This is a genomic window from Enterobacter chuandaensis, from assembly GCF_003594915.1.
GTDB classification, from domain to species: Bacteria; Pseudomonadota; Gammaproteobacteria; order Enterobacterales; family Enterobacteriaceae; genus Enterobacter; species Enterobacter chuandaensis.
Genome location: NZ_QZCS01000001.1, coordinates 385,362 through 406,106, shown reverse-complemented (window position 1 = coordinate 406,106; position 20,745 = coordinate 385,362). Strand labels below are relative to the sequence as shown.

Annotated in this window: 22 protein-coding genes and 1 riboswitch; of the genes, 11 read left to right on the top strand and 11 right to left on the bottom strand. The window is 57.2% G+C overall.

Annotation, left to right across the window (positions count from 1 at the left end; translation table 11 throughout):
- Window positions 1-21: 21 nt before the first annotated feature.
- The 6 genes from D5066_RS02115 to D5066_RS02090 all read left to right on the top strand — a co-directional run bounded on the left by D5066_RS02115 (window position 22) and on the right by D5066_RS02090 (window position 7,144).
- Window positions 22-1,236 carry an extracellular solute-binding protein gene (locus D5066_RS02115; RefSeq protein WP_119914897.1) on the top strand — a complete coding sequence of 405 codons (1,215 nt, stop codon included), beginning with the start codon at window positions 22-24 and terminating at the stop codon, window positions 1,234-1,236.
- A 57-nt stretch (window positions 1,237-1,293) separates the two neighbouring features.
- Complete coding sequence (locus D5066_RS02110) at window positions 1,294-2,598, top strand: carbohydrate ABC transporter permease (RefSeq protein WP_119914896.1); 1,305 nt, start codon at window positions 1,294-1,296, stop codon at window positions 2,596-2,598.
- A gap of 11 nt (window positions 2,599-2,609) precedes the next feature.
- Window positions 2,610-3,461: a sugar ABC transporter permease gene (locus tag D5066_RS02105; protein ID WP_042715482.1), complete on the top strand. Its 852-nt coding sequence runs from the start codon at window positions 2,610-2,612 to the stop codon at window positions 3,459-3,461.
- Between the two features lie 2 nt (window positions 3,462-3,463).
- Window positions 3,464-4,666: a glycoside hydrolase family 53 protein gene (locus D5066_RS02100; RefSeq protein ID WP_119914895.1), complete on the top strand. Its 1,203-nt coding sequence runs from the start codon at window positions 3,464-3,466 to the stop codon at window positions 4,664-4,666.
- Between the two features lie 29 nt (window positions 4,667-4,695).
- Window positions 4,696-6,753 (top strand): beta-galactosidase, encoded by a 2,058-nt coding sequence (locus D5066_RS02095; RefSeq protein WP_119914894.1) that lies wholly within the window; start codon window positions 4,696-4,698, stop codon window positions 6,751-6,753.
- A 148-nt stretch (window positions 6,754-6,901) separates the two neighbouring features.
- Window positions 6,902-7,144, top strand: a complete 243-nt coding sequence (locus D5066_RS02090; protein ID WP_119914893.1) for a PTS sugar transporter subunit IIB — start codon at window positions 6,902-6,904, stop codon at window positions 7,142-7,144.
- A 104-nt stretch (window positions 7,145-7,248) separates the two neighbouring features.
- On the opposite strand, the gene D5066_RS02085 is transcribed toward D5066_RS02090, so the two are convergent.
- A complete protein-coding gene (locus D5066_RS02085) occupies window positions 7,249-8,514 on the bottom strand; it encodes a maltoporin (RefSeq protein WP_119914892.1) in 1,266 nt (421 codons plus the stop codon).
- 269 nt (window positions 8,515-8,783) lie between these two features.
- Between D5066_RS02085 and D5066_RS02080 the strand changes: the two genes are divergently transcribed.
- Window positions 8,784-9,860 carry a LacI family DNA-binding transcriptional regulator gene (locus D5066_RS02080; protein WP_119914891.1) on the top strand — a complete coding sequence of 359 codons (1,077 nt, stop codon included), beginning with the start codon at window positions 8,784-8,786 and terminating at the stop codon, window positions 9,858-9,860.
- Window positions 9,861-9,902: 42 nt separating this feature from the next.
- Here D5066_RS02080 and D5066_RS02075 read toward each other — a convergent pair whose 3' ends face one another.
- Complete coding sequence (locus D5066_RS02075; protein WP_080327604.1) at window positions 9,903-10,904, bottom strand: magnesium transporter; 1,002 nt, start codon at window positions 10,902-10,904, stop codon at window positions 9,903-9,905.
- A 60-nt stretch (window positions 10,905-10,964) separates the two neighbouring features.
- A riboswitch (M-box (ykoK) riboswitch) is annotated at window positions 10,965-11,134 on the bottom strand.
- Between the two features lie 154 nt (window positions 11,135-11,288).
- Between D5066_RS02075 and D5066_RS02070 the strand changes: the two genes are divergently transcribed.
- The gene (locus tag D5066_RS02070) at window positions 11,289-11,792 is read left to right on the top strand and encodes a DedA family protein (RefSeq protein WP_119914890.1); all 504 of its coding nucleotides are present in this window, start codon (window positions 11,289-11,291) and stop codon (window positions 11,790-11,792) included.
- A 74-nt stretch (window positions 11,793-11,866) separates the two neighbouring features.
- On the opposite strand, the gene D5066_RS02065 is transcribed toward D5066_RS02070, so the two are convergent.
- Together D5066_RS02065 and D5066_RS02060 are read right to left on the bottom strand one after the other, a co-directional pair.
- Complete coding sequence (locus tag D5066_RS02065; protein WP_119914889.1) at window positions 11,867-12,661, bottom strand: SDR family NAD(P)-dependent oxidoreductase; 795 nt, start codon at window positions 12,659-12,661, stop codon at window positions 11,867-11,869.
- 125 nt (window positions 12,662-12,786) lie between these two features.
- Window positions 12,787-13,230: a winged helix-turn-helix transcriptional regulator gene (locus tag D5066_RS02060; RefSeq protein ID WP_119914888.1), complete on the bottom strand. Its 444-nt coding sequence runs from the start codon at window positions 13,228-13,230 to the stop codon at window positions 12,787-12,789.
- Window positions 13,231-13,382: 152 nt separating this feature from the next.
- On the opposite strand from D5066_RS02060, the gene agp reads away from it, so the two are divergent.
- Window positions 13,383-14,624, top strand: a complete 1,242-nt coding sequence (gene agp / locus D5066_RS02055) for a bifunctional glucose-1-phosphatase/inositol phosphatase (protein WP_119914887.1) — start codon at window positions 13,383-13,385, stop codon at window positions 14,622-14,624.
- Between the two features lie 36 nt (window positions 14,625-14,660).
- Here the strand turns inward: agp and D5066_RS02050 are convergent, their stop codons facing one another.
- Both D5066_RS02050 and wrbA read right to left on the bottom strand, forming a co-directional pair.
- Window positions 14,661-14,888: a YccJ family protein gene (locus D5066_RS02050; protein WP_014883300.1), complete on the bottom strand. Its 228-nt coding sequence runs from the start codon at window positions 14,886-14,888 to the stop codon at window positions 14,661-14,663.
- Window positions 14,889-14,908: 20 nt separating this feature from the next.
- Window positions 14,909-15,505 carry an NAD(P)H:quinone oxidoreductase gene (gene wrbA, locus D5066_RS02045; protein ID WP_006809323.1) on the bottom strand — a complete coding sequence of 199 codons (597 nt, stop codon included), beginning with the start codon at window positions 15,503-15,505 and terminating at the stop codon, window positions 14,909-14,911.
- Between the two features lie 390 nt (window positions 15,506-15,895).
- Here wrbA and D5066_RS02040 point away from each other — a divergent pair, with 390 nt between their 5' ends.
- The gene (locus tag D5066_RS02040) at window positions 15,896-16,066 is read left to right on the top strand and encodes a con-10 family general stress protein (protein ID WP_001273664.1); all 171 of its coding nucleotides are present in this window, start codon (window positions 15,896-15,898) and stop codon (window positions 16,064-16,066) included.
- Between the two features lie 116 nt (window positions 16,067-16,182).
- Window positions 16,183-17,106 (top strand): DMT family transporter, encoded by a 924-nt coding sequence (locus D5066_RS02035; RefSeq protein ID WP_119914886.1) that lies wholly within the window; start codon window positions 16,183-16,185, stop codon window positions 17,104-17,106.
- Here the strand turns inward: D5066_RS02035 and rutG are convergent.
- Genes rutG through rutC form a run of 5 tightly spaced genes read right to left on the bottom strand, consistent with a single transcriptional unit; the run spans window position 17,094 to window position 20,736 of the window.
- The gene (rutG, locus tag D5066_RS02030; RefSeq protein ID WP_119914885.1) at window positions 17,094-18,416 is read right to left on the bottom strand and encodes a pyrimidine utilization transport protein G; all 1,323 of its coding nucleotides are present in this window, start codon (window positions 18,414-18,416) and stop codon (window positions 17,094-17,096) included. The two genes, D5066_RS02035 and rutG, sit on opposite strands and share 13 nt — an antisense overlap.
- A gap of 21 nt (window positions 18,417-18,437) precedes the next feature.
- Complete coding sequence (gene rutF / locus D5066_RS02025; RefSeq protein ID WP_119914884.1) at window positions 18,438-18,932, bottom strand: NADH-dependent FMN reductase RutF; 495 nt, start codon at window positions 18,930-18,932, stop codon at window positions 18,438-18,440.
- Window positions 18,933-18,941: 9 nt separating this feature from the next.
- Window positions 18,942-19,532: a malonic semialdehyde reductase gene (locus D5066_RS02020; protein WP_119914883.1), complete on the bottom strand. Its 591-nt coding sequence runs from the start codon at window positions 19,530-19,532 to the stop codon at window positions 18,942-18,944.
- Between the two features lie 9 nt (window positions 19,533-19,541).
- Window positions 19,542-20,342 (bottom strand): pyrimidine utilization protein D, encoded by an 801-nt coding sequence (gene rutD / locus D5066_RS02015; protein ID WP_119914882.1) that lies wholly within the window; start codon window positions 20,340-20,342, stop codon window positions 19,542-19,544.
- Window positions 20,343-20,349: 7 nt separating this feature from the next.
- Window positions 20,350-20,736 (bottom strand): pyrimidine utilization protein C, encoded by a 387-nt coding sequence (rutC, locus tag D5066_RS02010; RefSeq protein ID WP_008499822.1) that lies wholly within the window; start codon window positions 20,734-20,736, stop codon window positions 20,350-20,352.
- Between the last annotated feature and the right edge of the window lie 9 nt (window positions 20,737-20,745).

Here is a 20,745-nt window from a genome sequence, read left to right as displayed (position 1 = left end):
TACCTTCACATGAGGTTGATAATGAAAAAGAACATACTCGCTGCTCTGATCCTCTCTACGCTCGCGGTACAGGCTCACGCTACCGCGCAGCTTAACGTCTGGGAAGACATCAAGAAGTCGTCCGGTATTAAAGATGCGGTCGCGGACTTTGAAAAGCAGTACGACGTTAAGGTCAACGTGCAGGAAACCCCTTACGCACAGCAGCTGGAAAAACTGCGCCTGGACGGCCCGGCAGGCATTGGCCCGGACGTGCTGGTCATTCCCAACGATCAGCTGGGCGGCGCCGTCGTGCAAGGGTTATTGACCCCCCTGAATCTGGACAAAAAGCAGACCGAACAGTATACCCCGGCCTCAATTAACGCCTTCAAGATGGATAACGCCCTTTACGGCGTGCCGAAAGCGGTTGAGACGCTGGTGCTGATCTACAACAAAGATCTCATCGACAAGCCACTCAGCTCGCTGCAGGACTGGTATGACTTTTCAAAACAGCAGCGCGCAAAAAACCAGTACGGTCTGCTCGCCAAGTTCGATCAGATTTACTACAGCTGGGGCGCGATCTCCCCGATGGGAGGCTACATCTTCGGTCAAAACGACAAAGGCGGCTATAACGCCAGCGACGTCGGCCTGAACAAGTCGGGTGCGGTAGAAGCGGTGACTTACCTGAAAAAATTCTACGCTGACGATATTTTCCCGGCCGGGATAGTCGGTGACAACGGCCTGAACGCTATCGACTCCTTGTTTACCGAGAAGAAAGCGGCAGCCGTCATCAACGGCCCGTGGGCGTTCCAGCCATATGAAGCGGCGGGCATCAACTACGGCGTCGCGCCGCTGCCCACGCTGCCGGACGGCAAGCCAATGAGCTCCTTCCTCGGCGTGAAAGGCTACGTCGTTTCCACCTGGAGCAAGGACAAAGCGCTGGCGCAGAAATTTATCGAATTCATCAACCAACCACAGTACGTGAAAACCCGCTACGTGGCCACGCGGGAGATCCCGCCGCTGACCGCAATGATCGACGACCCGGTAATCAAGAACGACGAGAAGGCGAGCGCCGTTGCGGTGCAGGCCGCGCGAGCCACCGCCATGCCGGGTATCCCTGAAATGGGCGAAGTCTGGGGGCCGGCCAACGCCGCGCTGGAGCTAAGCCTGACCGGCAAACAGGATCCCAAAGCCGCGCTGGACAGCGCAGAGAAACAGGTCCAGATGCAAATCGAAGCCATGCAGGCCAGCAACCAGTAATTTTCTGACGTCGAAGAACGGGAGGCCACTCTCCCGTTTTATTGAAAGGAGTTGTCTGTGAGTATCATCCCGGAAAATTTTGCCAGACCGCACGGGGCCGGGCGTCACGCCTGGACCGGCCTGCTGCTGGCGGTCATCCCCGGCTTCGGCCAGTTCTATCACCGCCAGTGGCTGAAGGGCGTTATCTTCCTGGTGCTGCTGGCCAGTTTTATCGGCGTTTTTGCCGATTTCCTGCGCGAAGGACTTTGGGGGCTGGTGACGCTGGGGGAGGAAGTGCCGCGGGATAACTCCATCTTCCTGCTGGCAGAAGGGATCATTAGCGTACTGATCGCCGCATTTGGCGTGATGGTGTATTACCTGTCGATGCGCGATGCCTGGGTTAACGGTCGAAAACGCGATGAAGGGCTGGGGCTAAACAGCGTGCGTAAGCAGTATCAGATGCTGCTGAGCGACGGCTTTCCGTATCTGATGATTACGCCGGGCTTTATTCTGCTGGTGTTTGTGGTGGTTTTCCCGATCCTCTTCGGTTTTGCCATCGCCTTTACTAACTACAATCTTTACCACACGCCGCCGGCTAAGCTGGTGGATTGGGTTGGGTTTAAGAACTTCATCAATATTTTCACGCTTTCCATCTGGCGCTCAACCTTCTTTGACGTCCTGCAGTGGACGGTAGTCTGGACGCTGCTCGCCACCACGCTGCAATGTACTGTGGGCGTGCTGCTGGCTATCCTGGTGAACCAGAAAGACCTGCGCTTTAAGCCGCTTATCCGTACCATCTTCATTCTGCCGTGGGCGGTGCCGGGTTTTGTCACCATTCTGGTGTTTGCCGGCATGTTCAACGACTCCTTCGGGGTGATAAACAACGCCATTCTGGCCTTCTTCGGCATTGCGCCAAAAGCCTGGATGACGGATCCGTTCTGGACCAAAACAGCGCTGATTATGATGCAGACCTGGCTCGGCTTCCCGTTTGTTTTCGCCATGACCACCGGCGTGCTGCAGGCCATTCCGGACGATCTGTACGAAGCGGCGACCATGGACGGTGCCAGCAGTGCGACCAAGCTGCGCACCATCACGCTGCCGCTGGTGCTTTATTCCATTGCGCCAATACTGATTACTCAATACACCTTCAACTTCAATAACTTCAACATCATCTACCTGTTCAACAACGGCGGGCCAGCGGTGGTGGGATCCAATGCGGGTGGGACAGATATCCTGGTGTCGTGGATCTACAAGCTCACCATGTCGTCGTCGCAGTACGCGATTGCGGCGACCATCACTATCCTGCTGTCGATCTTTGTCGTCGGCCTGGCGCTGTGGCAGTTCCGCGCCACCAAATCTTTCAAAAACGACGACATGGCGTAAGGGACGTAACAATGGCTCAATCACAAAGTATTAAACGTGAGAAGTGGGTACGCCTCTCGCTCTCATGGCTGGTAATCGTGCTGGTGTCGACGATTATCATCTACCCGCTGGTTTGGACGGTCGGCGCGTCGTTTAACGCGGGTAATAGCCTGCTCAGCTCCTCAATTATTCCTGAGAACTTTTCGGTGCAGCACTACGCTGACCTGTTTAACGGCCAGGTGAACTACATGACCTGGTACTGGAACTCGATGAAAATCAGCTTCCTGACCATGGTGCTGACCTTAATCAGCGTCAGTTTTACCGCCTATGCCTTTTCGCGCTTTCGCTTTAAGGGACGCCAGAACGGGCTGATGCTGTTCCTGCTCCTGCAGATGATCCCCCAGTTCTCAGCGCTGATTGCCATCTTCGTGCTGTCGCAGCTTTTGGGCCTCATCAACAGCCATCTGGCGCTGGTGCTGATCTACGTGGGCGGCATGATCCCGATGAATACCTACCTGATGAAAGGCTACCTCGACGCCATCCCGAAAGATCTGGATGAATCCGCGCGCATGGACGGGGCCAGCAATTTCCGGATTTTTATCGAAATTATCATGCCGCTTTCGAAGCCGATTGTGGCGGTGGTGGCGCTGTTCTCTTTCACCGGGCCGCTGGGGGATTTCATCCTCTCCAGCACGATTCTGCGCACCCCGGATAAATACACCTTACCCATCGGGCTCTATAACCTGGTGGCGCAAAAAATGGGTGCCAGCTACACCACCTACGCGGCAGGCGCGGTGTTGATTGCGGTGCCGGTAGCGATCCTCTATCTGGCATTACAAAAATACTTCGTCTCCGGCCTGACCTCCGGGAGTACCAAAGGATAATCATGAAAAGACTCAAACCTGCTTTACTTGCCGTTTGCCTCTCATGTGGCCTTGCCGCGAGCGTATTTGCTGCGGAGGCGGTGAAAACGCGTCCTTTTAACGCCATGCCCGCGGATTTTATTAAGGGGGCGGATATTTCGACCCTGCTGGAAGCAGAACAACACGGCGCAAAATTCTATAACCAGAACGGCCAGCAGCAGGACGCGATTGCTATCCTCAAAGCTAACGGGGTGAACACCGTGCGCCTGCGCCTGTGGGTTGACCCGCAGGATGCGAGCGGCAATACCTACGGCGGCGGCAGTAATAATCTCGAAAACACTCTCGCGCTGGCGAAGCGCGTGAAGGCGCAGGGCCTGAAGCTGCTGCTCGACTTCCACTACAGCGATTTCTGGACCGATCCGGGCAAACAGTTCAAGCCAAAAGCCTGGGAGAAGATGGACTACCCGCAGCTTAAAACGGCGATCCATGACTACACCCGCGACACGATTGCCCGCTTTAAGAAAGAGGGCGTATTGCCGGACATGGTGCAGATAGGAAACGAAATTAACAGCGGTTTGCTCTGGCCGGAAGGGAAAAGCTGGGGGCAGGGCGGCGGCGAATTTGACCGCCTGGCCGGGCTGCTCAACGCCGCGATTGGCGGGCTAAAAGAGAACCTGACCGACGGCGAGCAGGTGAAAATCATGCTCCATCTGGCCGAAGGCACCAAAAATGACACCTTCCGCTGGTGGTTTGATGAAATCACGAAGCGCGACGTGCCGTTCGATGTCATCGGCCTGTCGATGTACACCTACTGGAACGGCCCGATTAGTGCGCTGAAGACCAACATGGATGACATCAGCAGGCGCTATAACAAAGACGTGATTGTGGTGGAAGCGGCCTATGGCTATACGCTGGAGAACTGCGATAACGCCGAGAACAGCTTCCAGGCCAAAGAAGAAAAGGACGGCGGCTATCCCGGCACCGTTCAGGGTCAGTACGATTATATTCACGATTTAGTGCAGTCCGTTATTGATGTGCCTGACCGTCGCGGCAAGGGCATCTTTTATTGGGAACCGACCTGGATAGCCGTTCCGGGCACCACGTGGGCCACCAAAACCGGCATGAAATATATCCACGACGAGTGGAAAGAGGGTAATGCCCGTGAGAATCAGGCGTTATTTGATTGCCAGGGTAAAGTGCTGCCGTCAATAACGGTATTTAACTAGTTTTTATCTCCATTCAGGACGTTTTAAATATGAATAAATTTGCGCCTTTAAGTCCAAAGGTCGCGGCGTTATTGCATGGCGCCGACTATAACCCGGAGCAATGGGAGAATTACCCCGGTATTATTGAAAAAGATATCGCCATGATGCAGCAGGCGAAATGTAATGTCATGTCGGTGGGGATATTTAGCTGGGCGAAACTGGAGCCTCACGAAGGGGAATATGATTTTGCCTGGCTGGACAGCATCATTGAAAAACTCTATTCGGCGGGCATTCACATATTTCTCGCTACGCCGAGCGGCGCGCGTCCGGCATGGATGTCGCAAAAATATCCGGAAGTGCTGCGCGTCGGGCGCAACCGCGTCCCCGCGCTGCACGGCGGGCGTCATAACCACTGCATGTCGTCTCCGGTCTACCGCGAAAAGACGATGAAAATTAACAGTCTGCTGGCGGCGCGTTATTCGCATCATCCGGCGGTGCTGGGCTGGCATATCTCCAATGAGTACGGCGGCGAATGCCACTGTAGCCTGTGCCAGGAACGCTTTCGCGACTGGCTAAAGGTGCGCTACAAAACCCTCGACGCGCTGAACCATGCGTGGTGGAGCACCTTCTGGAGCCATACCTACACCGACTGGTCGCAGATTGAATCCCCCGCGCCGCAGGGGGAAGTGTCGATTCACGGCCTGAATCTCGACTGGCGCCGCTTCAATACCGCGCAGGTCACCGATTTTTGCCAGCATGAAGTGGCGCCGCTGAAGGCCGCCAATGCCGAACTGCCGGTGACGACCAACTTCATGGAGTATTTCTACGATTACGACTACTGGCAACTGGCGAAAGCGATCGACTTCATCTCCTGGGACAGCTACCCGATGTGGCACAAGGAGAAAGACGAAACGCAGTTGGCCTGCTATACCGCCATGTACCACGACATGATGCGCAGCCTGAAGGGCGGTAAACCCTTTGTGCTGATGGAATCCACGCCGAGCACCACCAACTGGCAGCCGACCAGCAAGCTGAAAAAACCGGGGATGCATATTCTCTCCTCTCTTCAGGCGGTGGCGCACGGGGCGGATTCTGTGCAGTACTTCCAGTGGCGTAAGAGCCGCGGGTCGGTGGAGAAATTCCACGGTGCGATTATCGATCACGTGGGGCATCTTGATACCCGCGTCGGGCGCGAAGTGACGCGTCTGGGGGAGATGCTGGCGCGTCTGCCTGAGGTGGTGGGGGGCCGCACCGACGCGCGCGTGGCCATTATCTTTGACCAGCAAAACCGCTGGGCGCTGGACGATGCCGAAGGCCCGCGCAACGTGGGGCTGGAGTACGAAAAAACCGTCAACGAACATTATCGTCCGTTCTGGGAAAAGGGCATCGCGGTCGACGTCATCGACGCTGACGGCGATCTGAGCCGCTACGCGCTGGTGATTGCCCCCATGCTCTACATGGTGCGCGAAGGTTTCGCCGAACGGGCGGAAGCCTTTGTGGCCGCGGGCGGGCATCTGGTGACGACCTACTGGAGTGGGGTAGTTGATGAGACCGATCTCTGCCACCTCGGCGGTTTCCCGGGCCCGCTGCGCAAGCTCCTCGGCATCTGGGCTGAAGAGATTGACTGCCTGGGCGAGGGGGAGCGAAACCTGGTTCAGGGGCTGGCGGGCAATGCGGCGGGCCTGCAGGGGCCGTATCAGGTCAGGCATCTGTGCGAGCTGATCCATACTGAATCCGCGCAGGCGCTGGCGACCTACCGGGATGATTTCTACGCCGGTCGCCCTGCGGTGACGGTCAACCGCTTCGGCAAAGGCAAGGCGTGGCACGTGGCGTCGCGCAACGACCTGCCGTTCCAGCGCGATTTCTTCGCCGGGATTATCGACGAGCTGGCGCTGCCGCGTGCAGTCGAAGGGGAGCTCCCTCCGGGCGTGGTCGCGACGGCGCGCACGGATGGCGAAACCGCCTGGGTGTTTGTGCAGAACTACACGGCCCTGCAGCAGCTCATCACGCTGCCGCAGGGGTATACCGACTGCATGACCGACGCCGCCGCTGTGGGCGATACCGTGCTGCTCCCCTGGGACTGCCGGGTGCTTAAGCGCAAAGCGTAGTGCGGTTTTATTGCCGGGTGGCGCTAGCGCTTACCCGGCCTACCCAACCCGTAGGCCCGTGCAAGCGAAGCGCCGCCGGGCAAAAAAGGCACAGAACGCCTGCTCTATGAGCGGGCATTTTTTTATCTGCATAACAGAGAGGCGTATTATGGACAGTCAAATTACCCAGCGTTTAATTCCGGCATTTGGCGGCGACGATAATATCGAGCACGTCGAAGCCTGTATTACCCGCCTGCGCGTGACGGTAAAAGATTTAAATAAGGTCGATTCACAGGCGTTACAGAGTGAGGGGGCGCTGGGGGTGATTATTATCGGCCAGCAGGTGCACGCTATATTCGGCAGGCAGTCTGATACATTACGGAAATTATTAGACGAACATTTTAATCAGTAAATATAAAAAAGGGATAGCCAAAGTAATGGCTATCCCAAAGCAGTAAAATAGACTGCAGGTTGTTGGAGATACGATAACGATTTACGCAAATTATAAATTACGATTTACCACCAGGCCTCGACCTGCACACCGAAGTTCCAGGTATTGTTGGCCGTGCCATCCTCGAAGGATTGCCCTTTTTCGGAGTCATTCAGATAGGAGGCGAACACGCGCAGTTCAGGACGCGACATAAACTCTGGACCGTCTGCCAGGCCCAGCGCGAGAGTGTACTTCTCGCCGCTCTGCTTGTACTTAGCCCCGTCGGTGTAAGTCTCTTCCTGGTAGAATCCGCCCACTTCGCCAATCAGACGCACGTACTCGGTGAACTGATACTGCGCGCGGCCCACCAGCGATACCAGGCGTGATTTGTCCGTGTACTGCGTGGTGTCGTCTGCCGAGCCCCATGTCAGGACGTGGTTAAAGGAGAACTTATCGGTAATCGGAATTAAGCCGGTGTTAATCACGCGGTAGCCGGTGGCGTCGTTCACGTAGTTCCACATGTCGTACCAGCCCCCACCCTGTGACACCATGTTCTGAGCCAGACCTTTATTGGCATACTGCAGCACCAGCTTGTTATAGCCGCCAAACATATCCTGGCTGATCTCACCGGTGACCATCACACCGTTATCGGCCTCGTACAGCCCGCCGTACTCTTTCTGCTTGTTGGTCGGGTTTGGCATGGCGTAATCAATACCCACTTCCGTCCACGCGCCCGCCCACGGCTTCCAGCCCGCATAGCGAAGGTCGATGTAGTTGATGTTAACGTCGCTGTCGCCATCCACGCGGTAATCCACGTCGTTGGCATCGCCGCGGATCCACGCAACGGAGACTGCGCCCGGGCCAAGCGTGTAGTTCTCGATACCTGCACCGGAGCCGGAAATATTCCAGTATTTGGTATCGATGATGTGCAGGTCATGGCGCTGGTAGTAGCGTTTACCGCCCCAAATCACCGCATTGGGATCCCCGGGGATCAGCCCTTTGATCTGCAGGTTAAGCTGGCGCAGGCCGAACTGGGCATCGTCATCTAAGGTGGTTTCATTGTCGTTGGAGCCGTCTGAGACCATGCTCACCATGCTGTCGAGATAGAAACTGACGTCGTTCTTTTTGTATACCTCGGAGCCTAGCTCCAGCTCGCCGTAGGTGTCGGCCTCGTTACCCAGACGGCCAATTTTGTTTTTTTGCCACTCCTCCATCCCACCATCCCGTGAGACGCCCACGCCGGAGCGAAGATATCCATGAAAATCAATCGGTACTGAAGACGCTGCAAACAGCGAAGGAGATGCCAGCGCGGCAGCCAACGCAACAGATACAGAGCGGATCGTCGTGTTCATTGTAACCCTCTTATTGTTTTGTAATACGTTCACAAATACGCTGTCATAAAATGCCTAAACCCGTTAGCTGGCAATTAAGCGATCCGAAATGTGTGATTAACTGCAAATAAAATAGACAATTTTGTTACGAGTAATGAGATTGGACACAAATTATGGCATTGTGAGCGTCGTACTTTTTGATGGCGTTATGCCCGCAGCGAGAGGGTGGTAAGCGTTTTTTTTCAGCACCCCTGTTACAATCAGCGCATAACAACATAAGGAACCGGACCATGAAGTCGAAAAGCGCAACGTTAGAGGACGTGGCACGCCATGCGGGCGTCTCCTATCAGACCGTGTCCAGGGTACTGAATAAATCTGCCAATGTATCCGACGCCACGCGCAGCAAGGTGGAGAAATCCATAGAGTTATTGCGGTATGTACCCAACCGACTGGCTCAGCAGTTGGTGGGCAAGCAGAGCCAGACCGTTGGGCTGGTGACCATTTCGCTGGCGCTGCACGCGCCTTCGCAGGTTGCGGCGGCGGTGAAACGCTATGCCAATCTGGAAGGCTACCAGGTACTGATCTCCATGATTGATGAGAACGTCAACCACAGCATCCAGGATTCCATCAACGAACTGAAATCCCAGCTGGTGAGCAAAGTGATCATTAACGTGCCGCTGGAGGCTGATGCAGCGCAGAAAATCGCCGCTGACAACGACGACATTGTCTGCCTGTTCCTCGACGTGGACCCGTACAGTTCCGTGTTTAACGTTTCGTTTAACCCGGCGGACGGCACCCGCGCCAGCGTCAAATATCTTTATGAACTGGGGCATCGCGACATTGCCCTGCTGGCGGGGCCGGCATCTTCCGTGTCGGCACAGCTGAGGCTGAGAAGCTGGATCGAGACCCTGAAGGGCTACGGCCTGGAGCCAGCATCGGTTATTCGCGGCAACTGGGATGCGCAAAGCGGTTATTCGGGAGCCTTGCAAATGCTGCGGGAAACGGCGCAGTTTACCGCCGTGCTGGTGGCTAACGACCAGATGGCGCTCGGCGTGCTGAGCGCGTTCCATCAGCAGCAGATTTCAATTCCGGGCGAGAAGTCGGTGATTGGCTATGATGACACCTATGAAAGCTCGTTCTTCTACCCGGCGCTGACGACGGTATCGCTGGATTTAGATCTGCAGGGTAAAGAGGCAGTGCGCCGCATTCTCGACAGCTGTGAAGAGAGTGCCCAGCGCATGTCCTCGATTTTACCTGCCCGTCTGGTGGTGCGTCAGTCCACCGGGCCGAAAGGGGAGAAAGGGAAAAACCTGCAGGCGCTTGCCCAGCAGCTGCGTGAGATCGCGCAACAGCTCGGCGATGCGTAGCGAAGTGAGCACCTCAATCACGTCAATGAGGTGCTCGCAAGCTTACTCCAGCCCCAACGTATATTGTGCAATCTTAAAGTAGATAATCAGCCCGGTACCGTCGATAAGCGTCGCGATAAACGGCGCGGAGACGACCGCCGGGTCAATGCCGCAGCGCTTGAGCACCATCGGAATCACTGACGACACAATCGCGCTCCAGAGCGTAATGCACACCAGCGTCAGGCTGACGATAAGCGTGATTTCCAGCCCAATCCCCATCATCCAGGCGCGGATGCACCCGGCAATACCGAGCGTGACGGCAATCATCAGCGAGGTGGTCATCTCTTTTCGCAGCACGCGGCCCACGTCGCGCAGATGGACTTCCCCCAGCGCCATGGCGCGCACCAGCGTGGAGGTGATCTGCGTTCCGCTGTTGCCGCCCGTGCCGATCAGCAGCGGAATGAAGAATGCCAGCGCGATGGCGGATTCCAGCGCCTCTTCAAAATGCTGGATCACCGAGCTGGTGTAGGCTTCCGCGACAAACAGCAGCAGCAGCCAGACGGAGCGTTTCTTCCACAGGCTGAAGGCGCTGGTTTCCAGATAGGGCTTCTCCAGCGGCAGCGTCGCCCCCTGAAGCTGAGCATCTTCGGTGACATCATCTTCCAGCAGATGGGCGATTTCGCGCTCGGTCAGGCAGCCGACGAGCTTGCCGTGGGTGACCACGGGCACTACATCTGCGCCGCCGTGCGCCAGCAGTCCGGCAACATCGGCACGTTCATCCTCCGGTTTGACCTGCAAAAATTGTGAAATCATCAGGCTTTTAATTGGCTGCACGGTATCCGTGACCTGCAATAATTTGCGCACCGCAATCATGCCCGCCAGGCGACCCTGGTCTTCAATAAAAATATGCGACGGAATATCATCGTCTTTTAATTTTTCGAAAAATTGCTCGCGCGCCAGCGCCACGCATAATGAAATATCAAGGACGATAAAATCGGTATTCATATATTGCGCTACCGCGCTGTCATTGAATGCCAGGTTTTGGTTGTGAATAGCGTAAGACATAGTGAATTCCCTTTGAATAATAACATCTCTCAGGGGCGAGCAAGACAGGGCATGTCGAAGAGGAGATCCCCACGTCCTGGGTTCAGCACTGTACACCGTATCCCGCAAGGGAAGTTATACTGACAAAGCCTTGATTCGACAGTGCCTGTTTTACCCTGTGCCGGTTCTCTCGAACCCACCAGAGCGATAACGTGTATTTGTACAGGAGCCTCGCCATAACGAGATCGTTGTAAAGCGTGAGGGATAATACACTTATTTAATTTCACCGCTCAGAAAATTAAATAATGTTTAAGAACGGTTTAGATGAATCTTATTAATAAAATGTTGAGGGTTTATTTAAGGTTATTCCTTTTAAATAGAGGATTGATTAACGGGGGAAGGAAAATGGCGTGGTTTGATAATTTGCTGAATCATTTTGCGCATTATCCGGCACATCTGTTCGCGCTGTTATTCGTGATGGCGCTGAGCAAGTCCACGGTACTGATCTCCTCCGTGCTGCCGCCCGCCTCGGTGATGCTGCTGGCGGGTATCGGCGTCAGCCAGGGGAGTATGCATCCCGCGCTGGCGTGGCTCGCCGTGGTGCTGGGGGCATCGGCGGGTTCGGCGCTGAATTACCATATCGGCCAGCTGATGGGGCACACCCGGCTGGTCGCGCGCTTTACGTCGAAGCATGCCGCTACGTTTTTACGGATTCAGCATCAGCTGCAAAAGAACGGCGTCATCGTACTGTTTACGTCGCGCTTTCTGGCGGTGTTGCGTTATGTTGTGCCGCTGGCAGCGGGGATGCTCAGGCTGAACGCCGTCAAGGTCTACGCCGTCAGCCTGCTTTCCGCCTGCGCATGGGCGGCGCTGTATGTCGGCGCGGTCACCGGCATCAGCGCCTTTTGAGTTACAGACTCCCCATTCCGCCGTCCACCAGCAGCTCCGTTCCTGGCGTGTAGCTCGACTCGTCTGACGCCAGACTACGCTTTAACGTAGCGCGGTGCCGGAATCCCGGTGCGCGCGCTGTTAAACAGCTCAAGGCGTGCCGCTTCGTAGCGAGTCCACAAGGTGGCGTCATGCATCGGCGGAATAGTGATTGTTTCGCCCTGATCCAGACCCGCCAGCGACGCATCCACCATATCGTCGGTGGTCATCACCGACCCTTCCGGCAGGTCGTTCACCGTAACCCCTGAATGGCTCCAGATCTCCGTCGCGGTAGCGGCGGGCAGTACGGCCTGAATACGCACGTTGCTGTCGGTAAATTCTTCCTGTAACCCACGAGTAAAGCTCAACACCCACGCTTTAGTGGCGCTGTAGAGCGCGCTGCCCGCGCGGACATGGAGCGATAACACCGAGGCGATATTGATCAGCGTCCCACGATTGTTCTGCGCCAGGCGGGGCAGGATGGCGTAGGTCAGACGCATCAGCGCCGTGGTGTTGAGGGTGTTGATGGCCTGATGCTGCGCCACATCGCCCGCGAGGAACGGGGCCATCTGCGCGGTGCCCGCGTTGTTTACCAGCGTATTGATGGCGGTATTGCGGCGCAGCTCATTTTCCACGACGCGGATCCCGGCTTCATCGCTGAGATCGGCCACCAGAATATCGACGGCCACGCCGTAGCGCGTGCGCAGGTCGGCGGCGAGGGTTTTCAGGCGATCCTCGCGGCGGGCGACCAGCACCAGGTTAGCGCCGCGCGCGGCAAGACGATCGGCATAGACGGCACCAATCCCGGAAGAGGCACCCGTGATCAGGGCTGTGGTGATTTGCGTAGTCATCGTGTATTACCTCAAAGCAAAGTGGGTTATTTGGTTTCAATATGAAACTTAATTAACTCTCTGCTATTTGGTTTTATAATGCAACCAATTTACTGGGCATTTTGTGCTTTTGCCGTCTGGAACGATCAGGAGGGGAGTTTAGCCACGATCTCTTCAGGCGTCAGCTGGCTCCCATCGTCGGCGATAAGCGCCAGCTTGCGCAGGGGTTTGCGTTGTTCGCTATCGACGAGAACGGTGCCGCATTCGTTTTCAGCAAACAGGAATTCATTGCCCCACTGGGAGAGGGCAACCAGCACCGTCTGGAGCGCGCGTCCCTTGTCGGTCAGGACGTATTCCTGCCAGGCGCTGCCGTCGGAGGCGGGCTGAAGCCGAAGGATGCCTTCGTCGACCAGCAGTTTTAGCCGCGAGGTGAGCATGTTTTTCGCGATACCGAGGCTTTTCTGAAACTCGCCGAAGCGTTTAACTCCGCGCAGCGCGTCGCGAACGATCAGCAACGACCACCAGTCGCCGATGATATCCAGCGAACGGGCGACGGGGCAGGTACTCTCTTCAAGGCGGGTGCGTTTCACAGTCAGGTCTCCGGTCAGGTATGGTTTTATTATAAAACTAATTGGCACACCGCGTAAGCACGTTAATCATCAGTTTGAGAAATGCTTCCCGGAAAATTGTCACGAATCTGTCACACTGAACGCGACATTTTAAAACGAGTGAGGAATTAGGGATGAGAAAAGCACTACTCGCGCTGGCAGTCGCCGGTTCCATTTCAGCAACGTTTGGCGTGCAGGCACAAGAGACGCCGGAAGGGTATCAGCTGGAGCAAGTTTTAATCATGAGCCGCCATAACCTGCGCGCGCCGCTCGCCAATAACGGCAGCGTGCTGGAGCAGTCCACGCCGAAGCAGTGGCCGGAGTGGGAGGTGCCGGGCGGTCAGCTCACCACCAAGGGCGGCGTGCTGGAAGTCTATATGGGCCATTATATGCGCGAGTGGCTGGCGAAGCAGGGGATGGTGAAGACGGGAGAATGCCCAGCGGCGGATAGCGTTTATGCTTACGCCAACAGCCTGCAGCGTACCGTTGCCACCGCGCAGTTCTTTATCACCGGCGCGTTCCCGGGCTGCGACGTTCCTGTGCACCACCAGGAAAAGATGGGCACCATGGACCCAACCTTTAATCCGGTGATTACCGATAACTCGCCGGAATTCCGCGAAAAAGCGCTGAAAGCGATGGAGACCGAGCGGCAGAAAATGCAGCTCGCAGAAAGCTATAAGCTGCTTGAGCAGATGACGAATTACGCAGATTCCCCATCCTGCAAAGAGAAAAAAGTCTGCTCGCTGGCGGACGCGAAAGATACCTTCAGCGCCGACTATGAAAAAGAGCCTGGCGTATCCGGGCCGCTGAAGGTGGGTAACTCGCTGGTGGACGCGTTCACGCTGCAGTATTACGAAGGCTTCCCGGCCGACCAGGTGGCCTGGGGGGAAATCAAAACCGACCAACAGTGGCGCGTGCTGTCGAAGCTGAAGAACGGCTATCAGGACTCGCTGTTTACCTCCACCGAGGTGGCGCAAAACGTGGCGAAGCCGCTGGTGAAGTACATTGATAAAACCCTGGTCACCGAACAGGCGAAAGCGCCTAAGATAACCCTGCTGGTGGGGCATGACTCAAACATTGCTTCCCTGCTGACGGCCCTGGATTTCAAACCGTATCAGCTGCACGACCAGCAGGAGCGCACGCCGATTGGCGGCAAAATTGTCTTCCAGCGCTGGCACGACAACAATGCCAACCAGGATCTGATGAAAATTGAGTATGTCTACCAGAGCTCAGAGCAGCTGCGTAACGCCAGCGTGCTGTCGCTGCAGTCGCCCGCGCAGCGCGTGACGCTGGAGCTGAAAGGGTGTCCAGTGGATGCGAACGGCTTTTGTCCGGTCGATAAATTCAATGCGGTCATGAATAACGCGGCGAAATAAAAGGGAACCCCCCGCGTGATGGCGGGGGGAAAACGCTTAGACGTTTTTACGTTCGATGGTTTGCTCGCCCCAGAAGAGCGAGTCTTTGTCCGTTTTTTCGAAGGCGCGCACCAGCACCTCATCACTACCTTCTTCCCAAATCTGCTCGGCCAGCTTTTCATCGTACTTTGCGACTTCAAAGATGGCTTCGGCAATCTCCGGAGAGGTATTGCGTAAACTTGCCCATTCACCCACGCGGTGAGCTTTGGATTCTTGAGTTGGCATGCTTGTCCTCCTGTTGGGTGTTAGCCGTTCAGTTTTTTGGCGAGACCCGCGACGTATTCACCCTGATAGCGGGCGATAGAGAGTTCTTCATTGCTTGGCTGACGTGAGCCGTCTCCACCGGCAATGGTGGTTGCGCCGTACGGCGTACCGCCGCGCACCTGGGAAACGTCAAACAGCTCCTGCGCGCCGTAGCCAATCGGCACAATCACCATCCCATGATGAGCAAGGGTAGTCCAGGTTGAGGTGATCGTCTGCTCCTGACCGCCGCCGGTGCCGGTAGAGCTGAATACGCTGGCGAGTTTGCCGTAGAGCGCCCCGGATGCCCAGAGCCCGCCGGTTTGATCGAGGAAGGTACGCATCTGGCCCGACATATTGCCGAAGCGGGTCGGGGTGCCGAAGATAATGGCATCATAATCCGCCAGCTCCTGCGGGGTGGCAACGGGGGCATTTTGTGTTTTCCCCCCGGCTTTGGCGAACGCTTCCGCCTGCATGGTTTCCGGTACGCGTTTTACCACAACCTCAACGCCGTCCACTCTGTTTGCGCCTTCTGCTACCGCGTGAGCCATGGTTTCAATGTGTCCATACATGGAATAATAGAGCACCAGAACTTTTGCCATTTTGCATCACTCCTCGTTGGTTTTTCTGACAGCGGATCGCTGCGTTCTTTTAAAGATATGACATCACAGCCAGACTGCAAAAATGAACGGCATTTCTTTGATTTATAACAACATGGTTACAATAAGGTGCTGTAGCAAAATGAAACAACTTTCTGGACGCCGAATTTTGAAATGATAAGAAAGGCTTATGGATTTCCGTCGCGTTTTCTCACCCGAAAGGCTGAGATCATGTTGCAGGATATTACCTGCGGCTTGCCGGATAGCCTCAGTCCACTAAGCTTAGTTTCACGCGGCACAGATAAAGGCCCTGTCCTTTAGCCGCGCGGTGAAAGAATCCTCTTTTACTGAATGCAATATGATGTCTAATGTTTCACACTCTGGAGGTTAGAGATGGCAAACCATCGTGGTGGTTCAGGTAATTTCGCTGAAGACCGTGAAAGAGCATCAGAAGCAGGTCGTAAAGGTGGCCAGTCTAGCGGGGGTAACTTCAAAAATGACCCTCAGCGTGCATCAGAGGCTGGTAAAAAAGGGGGTAAAAACAGCCACGGCAGCAACAAGTAGTACGCCGGGTTAACTCCCTGCCGCCGGGTTTCCCGGCGGTTTTTTTATTTCTGCAACATTGAACTGTAACCAAAGGCAACGCACACTACAGAATTGTTCTCACTTGCTGGTGTCGCATGTCTGTTTCACGTTTTAAATTCTCCGTAAAACCGCAGGAAGCCATCCTGATTCTCATCACCATGTTCTGGGGTGGGACCTTTCTTGCCGTCCAGTACGCGGTGTCCCTCAGCGATCCGTTCTTTTTTGTCGGCCTGCGCTTTGCGACAGCGGCGATAGCCGTTGGGCTGATCTCCCTTAAAACGCTGCGGGGTCTGACGCTGAAAGAGCTTAAAGCGGGCGTAGCGATTGGGGTGGCGATAGCGATGGGCTACAGCCTGCAGACGTGGGGATTGCAGACCATCTCCAGCAGTAAATCCGCCTTTATTACCGCCATGTACGTACCGCTGGTGCCGCTATTGCAGTGGCTCTGTCTCGGCAGAATTCCGGGCCTGATGTCGTGCGTCGGCATCGTGCTGGCGTTTATCGGCCTGATTTTATTAGCCGGGCCGGAGAACAACCTGCTGGCGCTGGGGCCGGGGGAGATCATTACCCTCGTCGGGGCAATTGCTATTGCGGCGGAAATTATTCTGATCAGCGCCTGGGCGGGCAACGTGGACGTTAAGCGCGTGACGGTGGTGCAGCTCGCCACCGCGTCGCTGGTGGCGTTTGCGACGATGGTTCCGGCAGGCGAGTCCGTGCCGCCGATGTCCACGGGGCTGGTGGTGGTCGCGCTGGGGCTGGGGATCTTCAGCGCCATTATTCAGGTGACCATGAACTGGGCGCAGCGCAGCGTATCGCCAACGCGCGCGACGGTGATTTATACCGGCGAACCGGTGTGGGCGGGTATTTTCGGACGACTCGCTGGCGAGCGTTTGCCGCTGCTGGCGCTGGCTGGCGCGGCGTTTATTGTCGTCGGCGTGCTGGTGAGCGAGTTAAAGCTCAAGCGGAAGAAAAACGCGCTGCCAGAAAATGACAGCGCGACGTTAAATCACGAATCCTGATGCACGACGGCGCCCTGCGGCGCGGCGGCCATCCGGCGGCTCAGCAGGGCGTTAAGCACGATCGCGCCGAAGGTCGCCGTACCAATCCCGCCAATCGTAAACCCGCCCAGCGTCAGGGCAAAATCGCCCGCGCCCAGCACCAGCGTGACGGCCACCATGATCAGGTTGCCGTTCTGGCTGAGATCGACCCGGTGCTGCACCCAGATGCGCGCTCCGGCCACGGCGATCAGCCCGAACACCACAATCGATGCCCCGCCGATGACCGGTGACGGAATGGTGTGGATCAGCGCGCCGAACTTCGGTGAGAAACCAAGCAGCATCGCCATTACCGCCGCCGCAACGAAAACCAGCGTGGAGTAAACTTTAGTCACCGCCATCACGCCGATGTTTTCCGCGTAGGTGGTCACGCCGCTGCCGCCCACGGAACCGGAGAGCATGGTCGCCAGACCGTCGCCGACGAACGCGCGGCCCATATACGGATCCATGCTGCGTCCGGTCATTCCCGCCACGGCCTTCAGGTGCCCTAAGTTCTCTGCCACCAGGATCACTGCGACAGGCGCGATAAGCATCATCGCCTGGGTATTAAAGGTGGGCGAGGTCACCTGCGGCAGACCGAACCAGGCGGCCTGATGCAGCAGGGTAAAATCGACCGGCTTGCCCATGCCGAACACGTTCGCCAGCAGGGCGTAGATCAGGCAGGCGACAATCAGCCCGACCAGAATCAGCAGCCGCTGGATCATGCCCCGCGTGAACACCGCCACCAGGCCGATGCACAGCACGGTGATCACCGCCATCCAGCTTTCAAACGGCGAAGCGGAGACGCTTTTTACTGCAATCGGCGCGAGGTTAAGGCCGATCGCCATCACCACCGCGCCGGTGACGACGGGAGGCATCATCCGTTCGATCCAGCGCGTGCCGATCTTCATTACCACCAGGCCAATCAGGGTATAGACCAGCCCACAGGCGATGATGCCACCGAGGGCCACGCTCAGGTTGGGGTTGATCCCCTGGCCGTTAAACCCGGTGGTAGCGATAACGACGCCCACAAAGGCAGCGCTGGATCCGAGATAGCTGGGCACGCGCCCGCCAGTGACGAAAAAGAACAGCAGGGTGCCGATACCCGACATCAGAATAGACAGGTTGGGATCGAGCCCCATCAGCATCGGCATCAGCACCGTCGCGCCGAACATGGCGACCGCATGCTGGACGCCCATCACCATCGTCTGCCCGAGCGGGAGGCGTTCATCCGGCGCGACCACGCCTGCTTCTGTGGAGGTCGATTTCAACTGCCAGTGGGGAAATCCGAACATGGTCTGTCTCCTTAAAGCGCCTTAGCAGGCGGGTCGCATAAGCGCGTGGTAGCCGCGGTCAAACCACACCAGACCTTGCGGCTCGGGGTGGCGAATAATGGAAACGATGTCGCAAAACAGAATGTCGTGGGTACCGACGCTCACCACCTGGCTGATGCGGCAGTCAAACGAGGCCAGCGCATCCTCCAGACGCGGGCAGCCCGTGTCGCCCGTCTGCCAGCGGGCGGCGGCAAAGCGCTCGTCCATCGGCGTTTTGCCGCCAAACAGATTGGATAAAGGCTCCTGTCCGGCGCTCAGGGTATTCACGCACAGGGTGCGGTTTTCGCTGAACGTGGGCCAGACCGACGCGCCGCGGTTCAGGCACACCAGCAGGGTGGGAGGGGAATCCGTGACGCTGCATACCGCGCTGGCGGTAAAGCCCGCCATCCCCGCCGGGCCGTCGGTGGTGATGATGTTGACCGCCGCGCCAACGCATGCCATGGCGTCGCGAAAGGTTTGTTTATCCGGTGTCGTCATAATCGCTCCTTACGCCAGCCCGCAGGCATCGTCGAAGTCCAGACGCGGCAGGCGCCCGTAAAGTTTGCGGGTATCGCCGTAGCCAATGTTGATCAGCAGATTGCTTTTAAGCGTGGTGCCGGTGAAAAAGGCCTCGTCGACCTTTTGGCGGTCGAAGCCCGACATCGGGCCGGTATCCAGCCCGAGCGCGCGACAGGCGAAAATCAGGTACGCGGCCTGCATTGCGCTGTTGCGAAAGGCGGTCTCTTCCGCATGCGCGGGGCTGGTGGTAAACCAGCTCTTTGCATCGCCGTGCGGGAACAGCTCGGGCAGGCGCTCGAAGAATTCCCCGTCCCAGGCCACGATGGCCGTAACCGGGGCGGTGAGCGTTTTCTCGAGGTTGCCGCTGGAGAGCGCCGGGCGCAGCTTCTCTTTTCCCTCTGCGCTTCGCACAAACACAATCCGCGCCGGGGAGCAGTTGGCGGACGTTGGCCCCCATTTCATCAGGTCATAAATCTCGCGCAGCATCTCGTCGCTGACCGGCAGATCCTGCCAGCCGTTGTGGGTGCGGGCGCCGGTGAACAGCGTTTCCAGCGCGGCGGGGGTAATGGCTTCGCTCATTAAAGCTCCTTATAAAGCGTGTTCATGGCTGTGCAGCAGGCTGGCAAGCCCGTTCAGCAGCAGGGTGTTAAAGGTGTCCGGCTCGGTGACGTTGCAGGCATGCCCGCCCTGGCGCATGACCGTTTTGTGGGCGTGCGGGAGGGCGGTGTGCAGTTCAGCGGAACAGACGGACGGCACCAGCATGTCGTCGGCGGAACAGATAATGTGAACCGGGCAGCGAATACGTGCGGCATGGCGGCAGAAGTCGGCTTTTTTCAGGGCGCTGAGCCTGCGCAGCAGGTTGCTTTTGCCCTGGAAATGGGCCAGCGCCAGCGCTTCTTCGGCCTCCAGACGCGGCGCGCGGGCGGCCATCCAGTCTGCCGGGTAGAGAAACAGCGGCTGCGCCTCGACCCACGCCTGCGCGCCGCCGGAATGCAGCAGCCGCTCGCGAACGTCAAAACAGCGGCGGGTGTGGGCATTGAGGGTCAGCCAGCCGTTGACGCACACCAGCGCGGTGAGTGAATCGGGCCTGTCGAGCGCCAGCTGCAGGCCGACCAGCGCCCCCAGCGCGTGCCCGACGACGCTGTAGCGCGCAATGCCTGCGTCAGCCAGCGCCTGGGCCAGCTCGTCCGCCATCTGCGCAAGGCTGTACCCTTCTGGCAGGGTGTCAGGGTTATTGCCCGTTCCCCGCTGGTCATAGCACACCACCTGATATTCCGGTTCAAGCGCGGCCTGCTGGGGCAGCCAGTAGCTGCCGCTGCCCCCGAGTCCGGCAATCAGCACCACCACGGGCGCGCCCTCGAACAGGGGCGGCGAGACGGAAAGTTTCATGGCTGCCTCACTTCGCGATGTGCGCAACGGTGGCGATCTCAACCAGCGCGTCCGGTTTTACCAGCCCGCACTGAATGCAGAACCGCGCCGGTTTATCGCCGGGGAAGAACTCGGCGTAGATTTCGTTAATCGCGGCGTAGTTTTTCCAGTCGGTGATAAAGATGCTGTTGAAGGTCACGTCCTCCATGGTGCCACCCGCCGTTTCGATGACGGTTTTGATCGTCTCCAGCACGTGGCGGGTTTGCGCCTTTGGGTCGTTGATAAACACCACGTTGTTGTCTTTATCAAACGGCAGCGTGCCGGAGACATACACCACGCCGTCGGCGAGGGTGCCGGGAACAAACGGGGCAATGGGCGTGCTGGTGCCCGGCGGAATAATCACGGATTTCGGCATCAGGCGTCT

What these genes read in the sequence shown, in the direction of transcription:
- D5066_RS02115 (WP_119914897.1), top strand. Translation starts at nt 22, where the DNA reads ATGAAAAAGAACATACTCGCTGCTCTGATCCTCTCTACGCTCGCGGTA.
- D5066_RS02105 (WP_042715482.1), top strand. Translation starts at nt 2,610, where the DNA reads ATGGCTCAATCACAAAGTATTAAACGTGAGAAGTGGGTACGCCTCTCG.
- D5066_RS02100 (WP_119914895.1), top strand. Translation starts at nt 3,464, where the DNA reads ATGAAAAGACTCAAACCTGCTTTACTTGCCGTTTGCCTCTCATGTGGC.
- D5066_RS02095 (WP_119914894.1), top strand. Translation starts at nt 4,696, where the DNA reads ATGAATAAATTTGCGCCTTTAAGTCCAAAGGTCGCGGCGTTATTGCAT.
- D5066_RS02090 (WP_119914893.1), top strand. Translation starts at nt 6,902, where the DNA reads ATGGACAGTCAAATTACCCAGCGTTTAATTCCGGCATTTGGCGGCGAC.
- D5066_RS02085 (WP_119914892.1), bottom strand. Translation starts at nt 8,514, where the DNA reads ATGAACACGACGATCCGCTCTGTATCTGTTGCGTTGGCTGCCGCGCTG.
- D5066_RS02080 (WP_119914891.1), top strand. Translation starts at nt 8,784, where the DNA reads ATGAAGTCGAAAAGCGCAACGTTAGAGGACGTGGCACGCCATGCGGGC.
- D5066_RS02075 (WP_080327604.1), bottom strand. Translation starts at nt 10,904, where the DNA reads ATGTCTTACGCTATTCACAACCAAAACCTGGCATTCAATGACAGCGCG.
- D5066_RS02070 (WP_119914890.1), top strand. Translation starts at nt 11,289, where the DNA reads ATGGCGTGGTTTGATAATTTGCTGAATCATTTTGCGCATTATCCGGCA.
- D5066_RS02065 (WP_119914889.1), bottom strand. Translation starts at nt 12,661, where the DNA reads ATGACTACGCAAATCACCACAGCCCTGATCACGGGTGCCTCTTCCGGG.
- agp (WP_119914887.1), top strand. Translation starts at nt 13,383, where the DNA reads ATGAGAAAAGCACTACTCGCGCTGGCAGTCGCCGGTTCCATTTCAGCA.
- D5066_RS02050 (WP_014883300.1), bottom strand. Translation starts at nt 14,888, where the DNA reads ATGCCAACTCAAGAATCCAAAGCTCACCGCGTGGGTGAATGGGCAAGT.
- wrbA (WP_006809323.1), bottom strand. Translation starts at nt 15,505, where the DNA reads ATGGCAAAAGTTCTGGTGCTCTATTATTCCATGTATGGACACATTGAA.
- D5066_RS02040 (WP_001273664.1), top strand. Translation starts at nt 15,896, where the DNA reads ATGGCAAACCATCGTGGTGGTTCAGGTAATTTCGCTGAAGACCGTGAA.
- D5066_RS02035 (WP_119914886.1), top strand. Translation starts at nt 16,183, where the DNA reads ATGTCTGTTTCACGTTTTAAATTCTCCGTAAAACCGCAGGAAGCCATC.
- rutG (WP_119914885.1), bottom strand. Translation starts at nt 18,416, where the DNA reads ATGTTCGGATTTCCCCACTGGCAGTTGAAATCGACCTCCACAGAAGCA.
- rutF (WP_119914884.1), bottom strand. Translation starts at nt 18,932, where the DNA reads ATGACGACACCGGATAAACAAACCTTTCGCGACGCCATGGCATGCGTT.
- D5066_RS02020 (WP_119914883.1), bottom strand. Translation starts at nt 19,532, where the DNA reads ATGAGCGAAGCCATTACCCCCGCCGCGCTGGAAACGCTGTTCACCGGC.
- rutD (WP_119914882.1), bottom strand. Translation starts at nt 20,342, where the DNA reads ATGAAACTTTCCGTCTCGCCGCCCCTGTTCGAGGGCGCGCCCGTGGTG.
- rutC (WP_008499822.1), bottom strand. Translation starts at nt 20,736, where the DNA reads ATGCCGAAATCCGTGATTATTCCGCCGGGCACCAGCACGCCCATTGCC.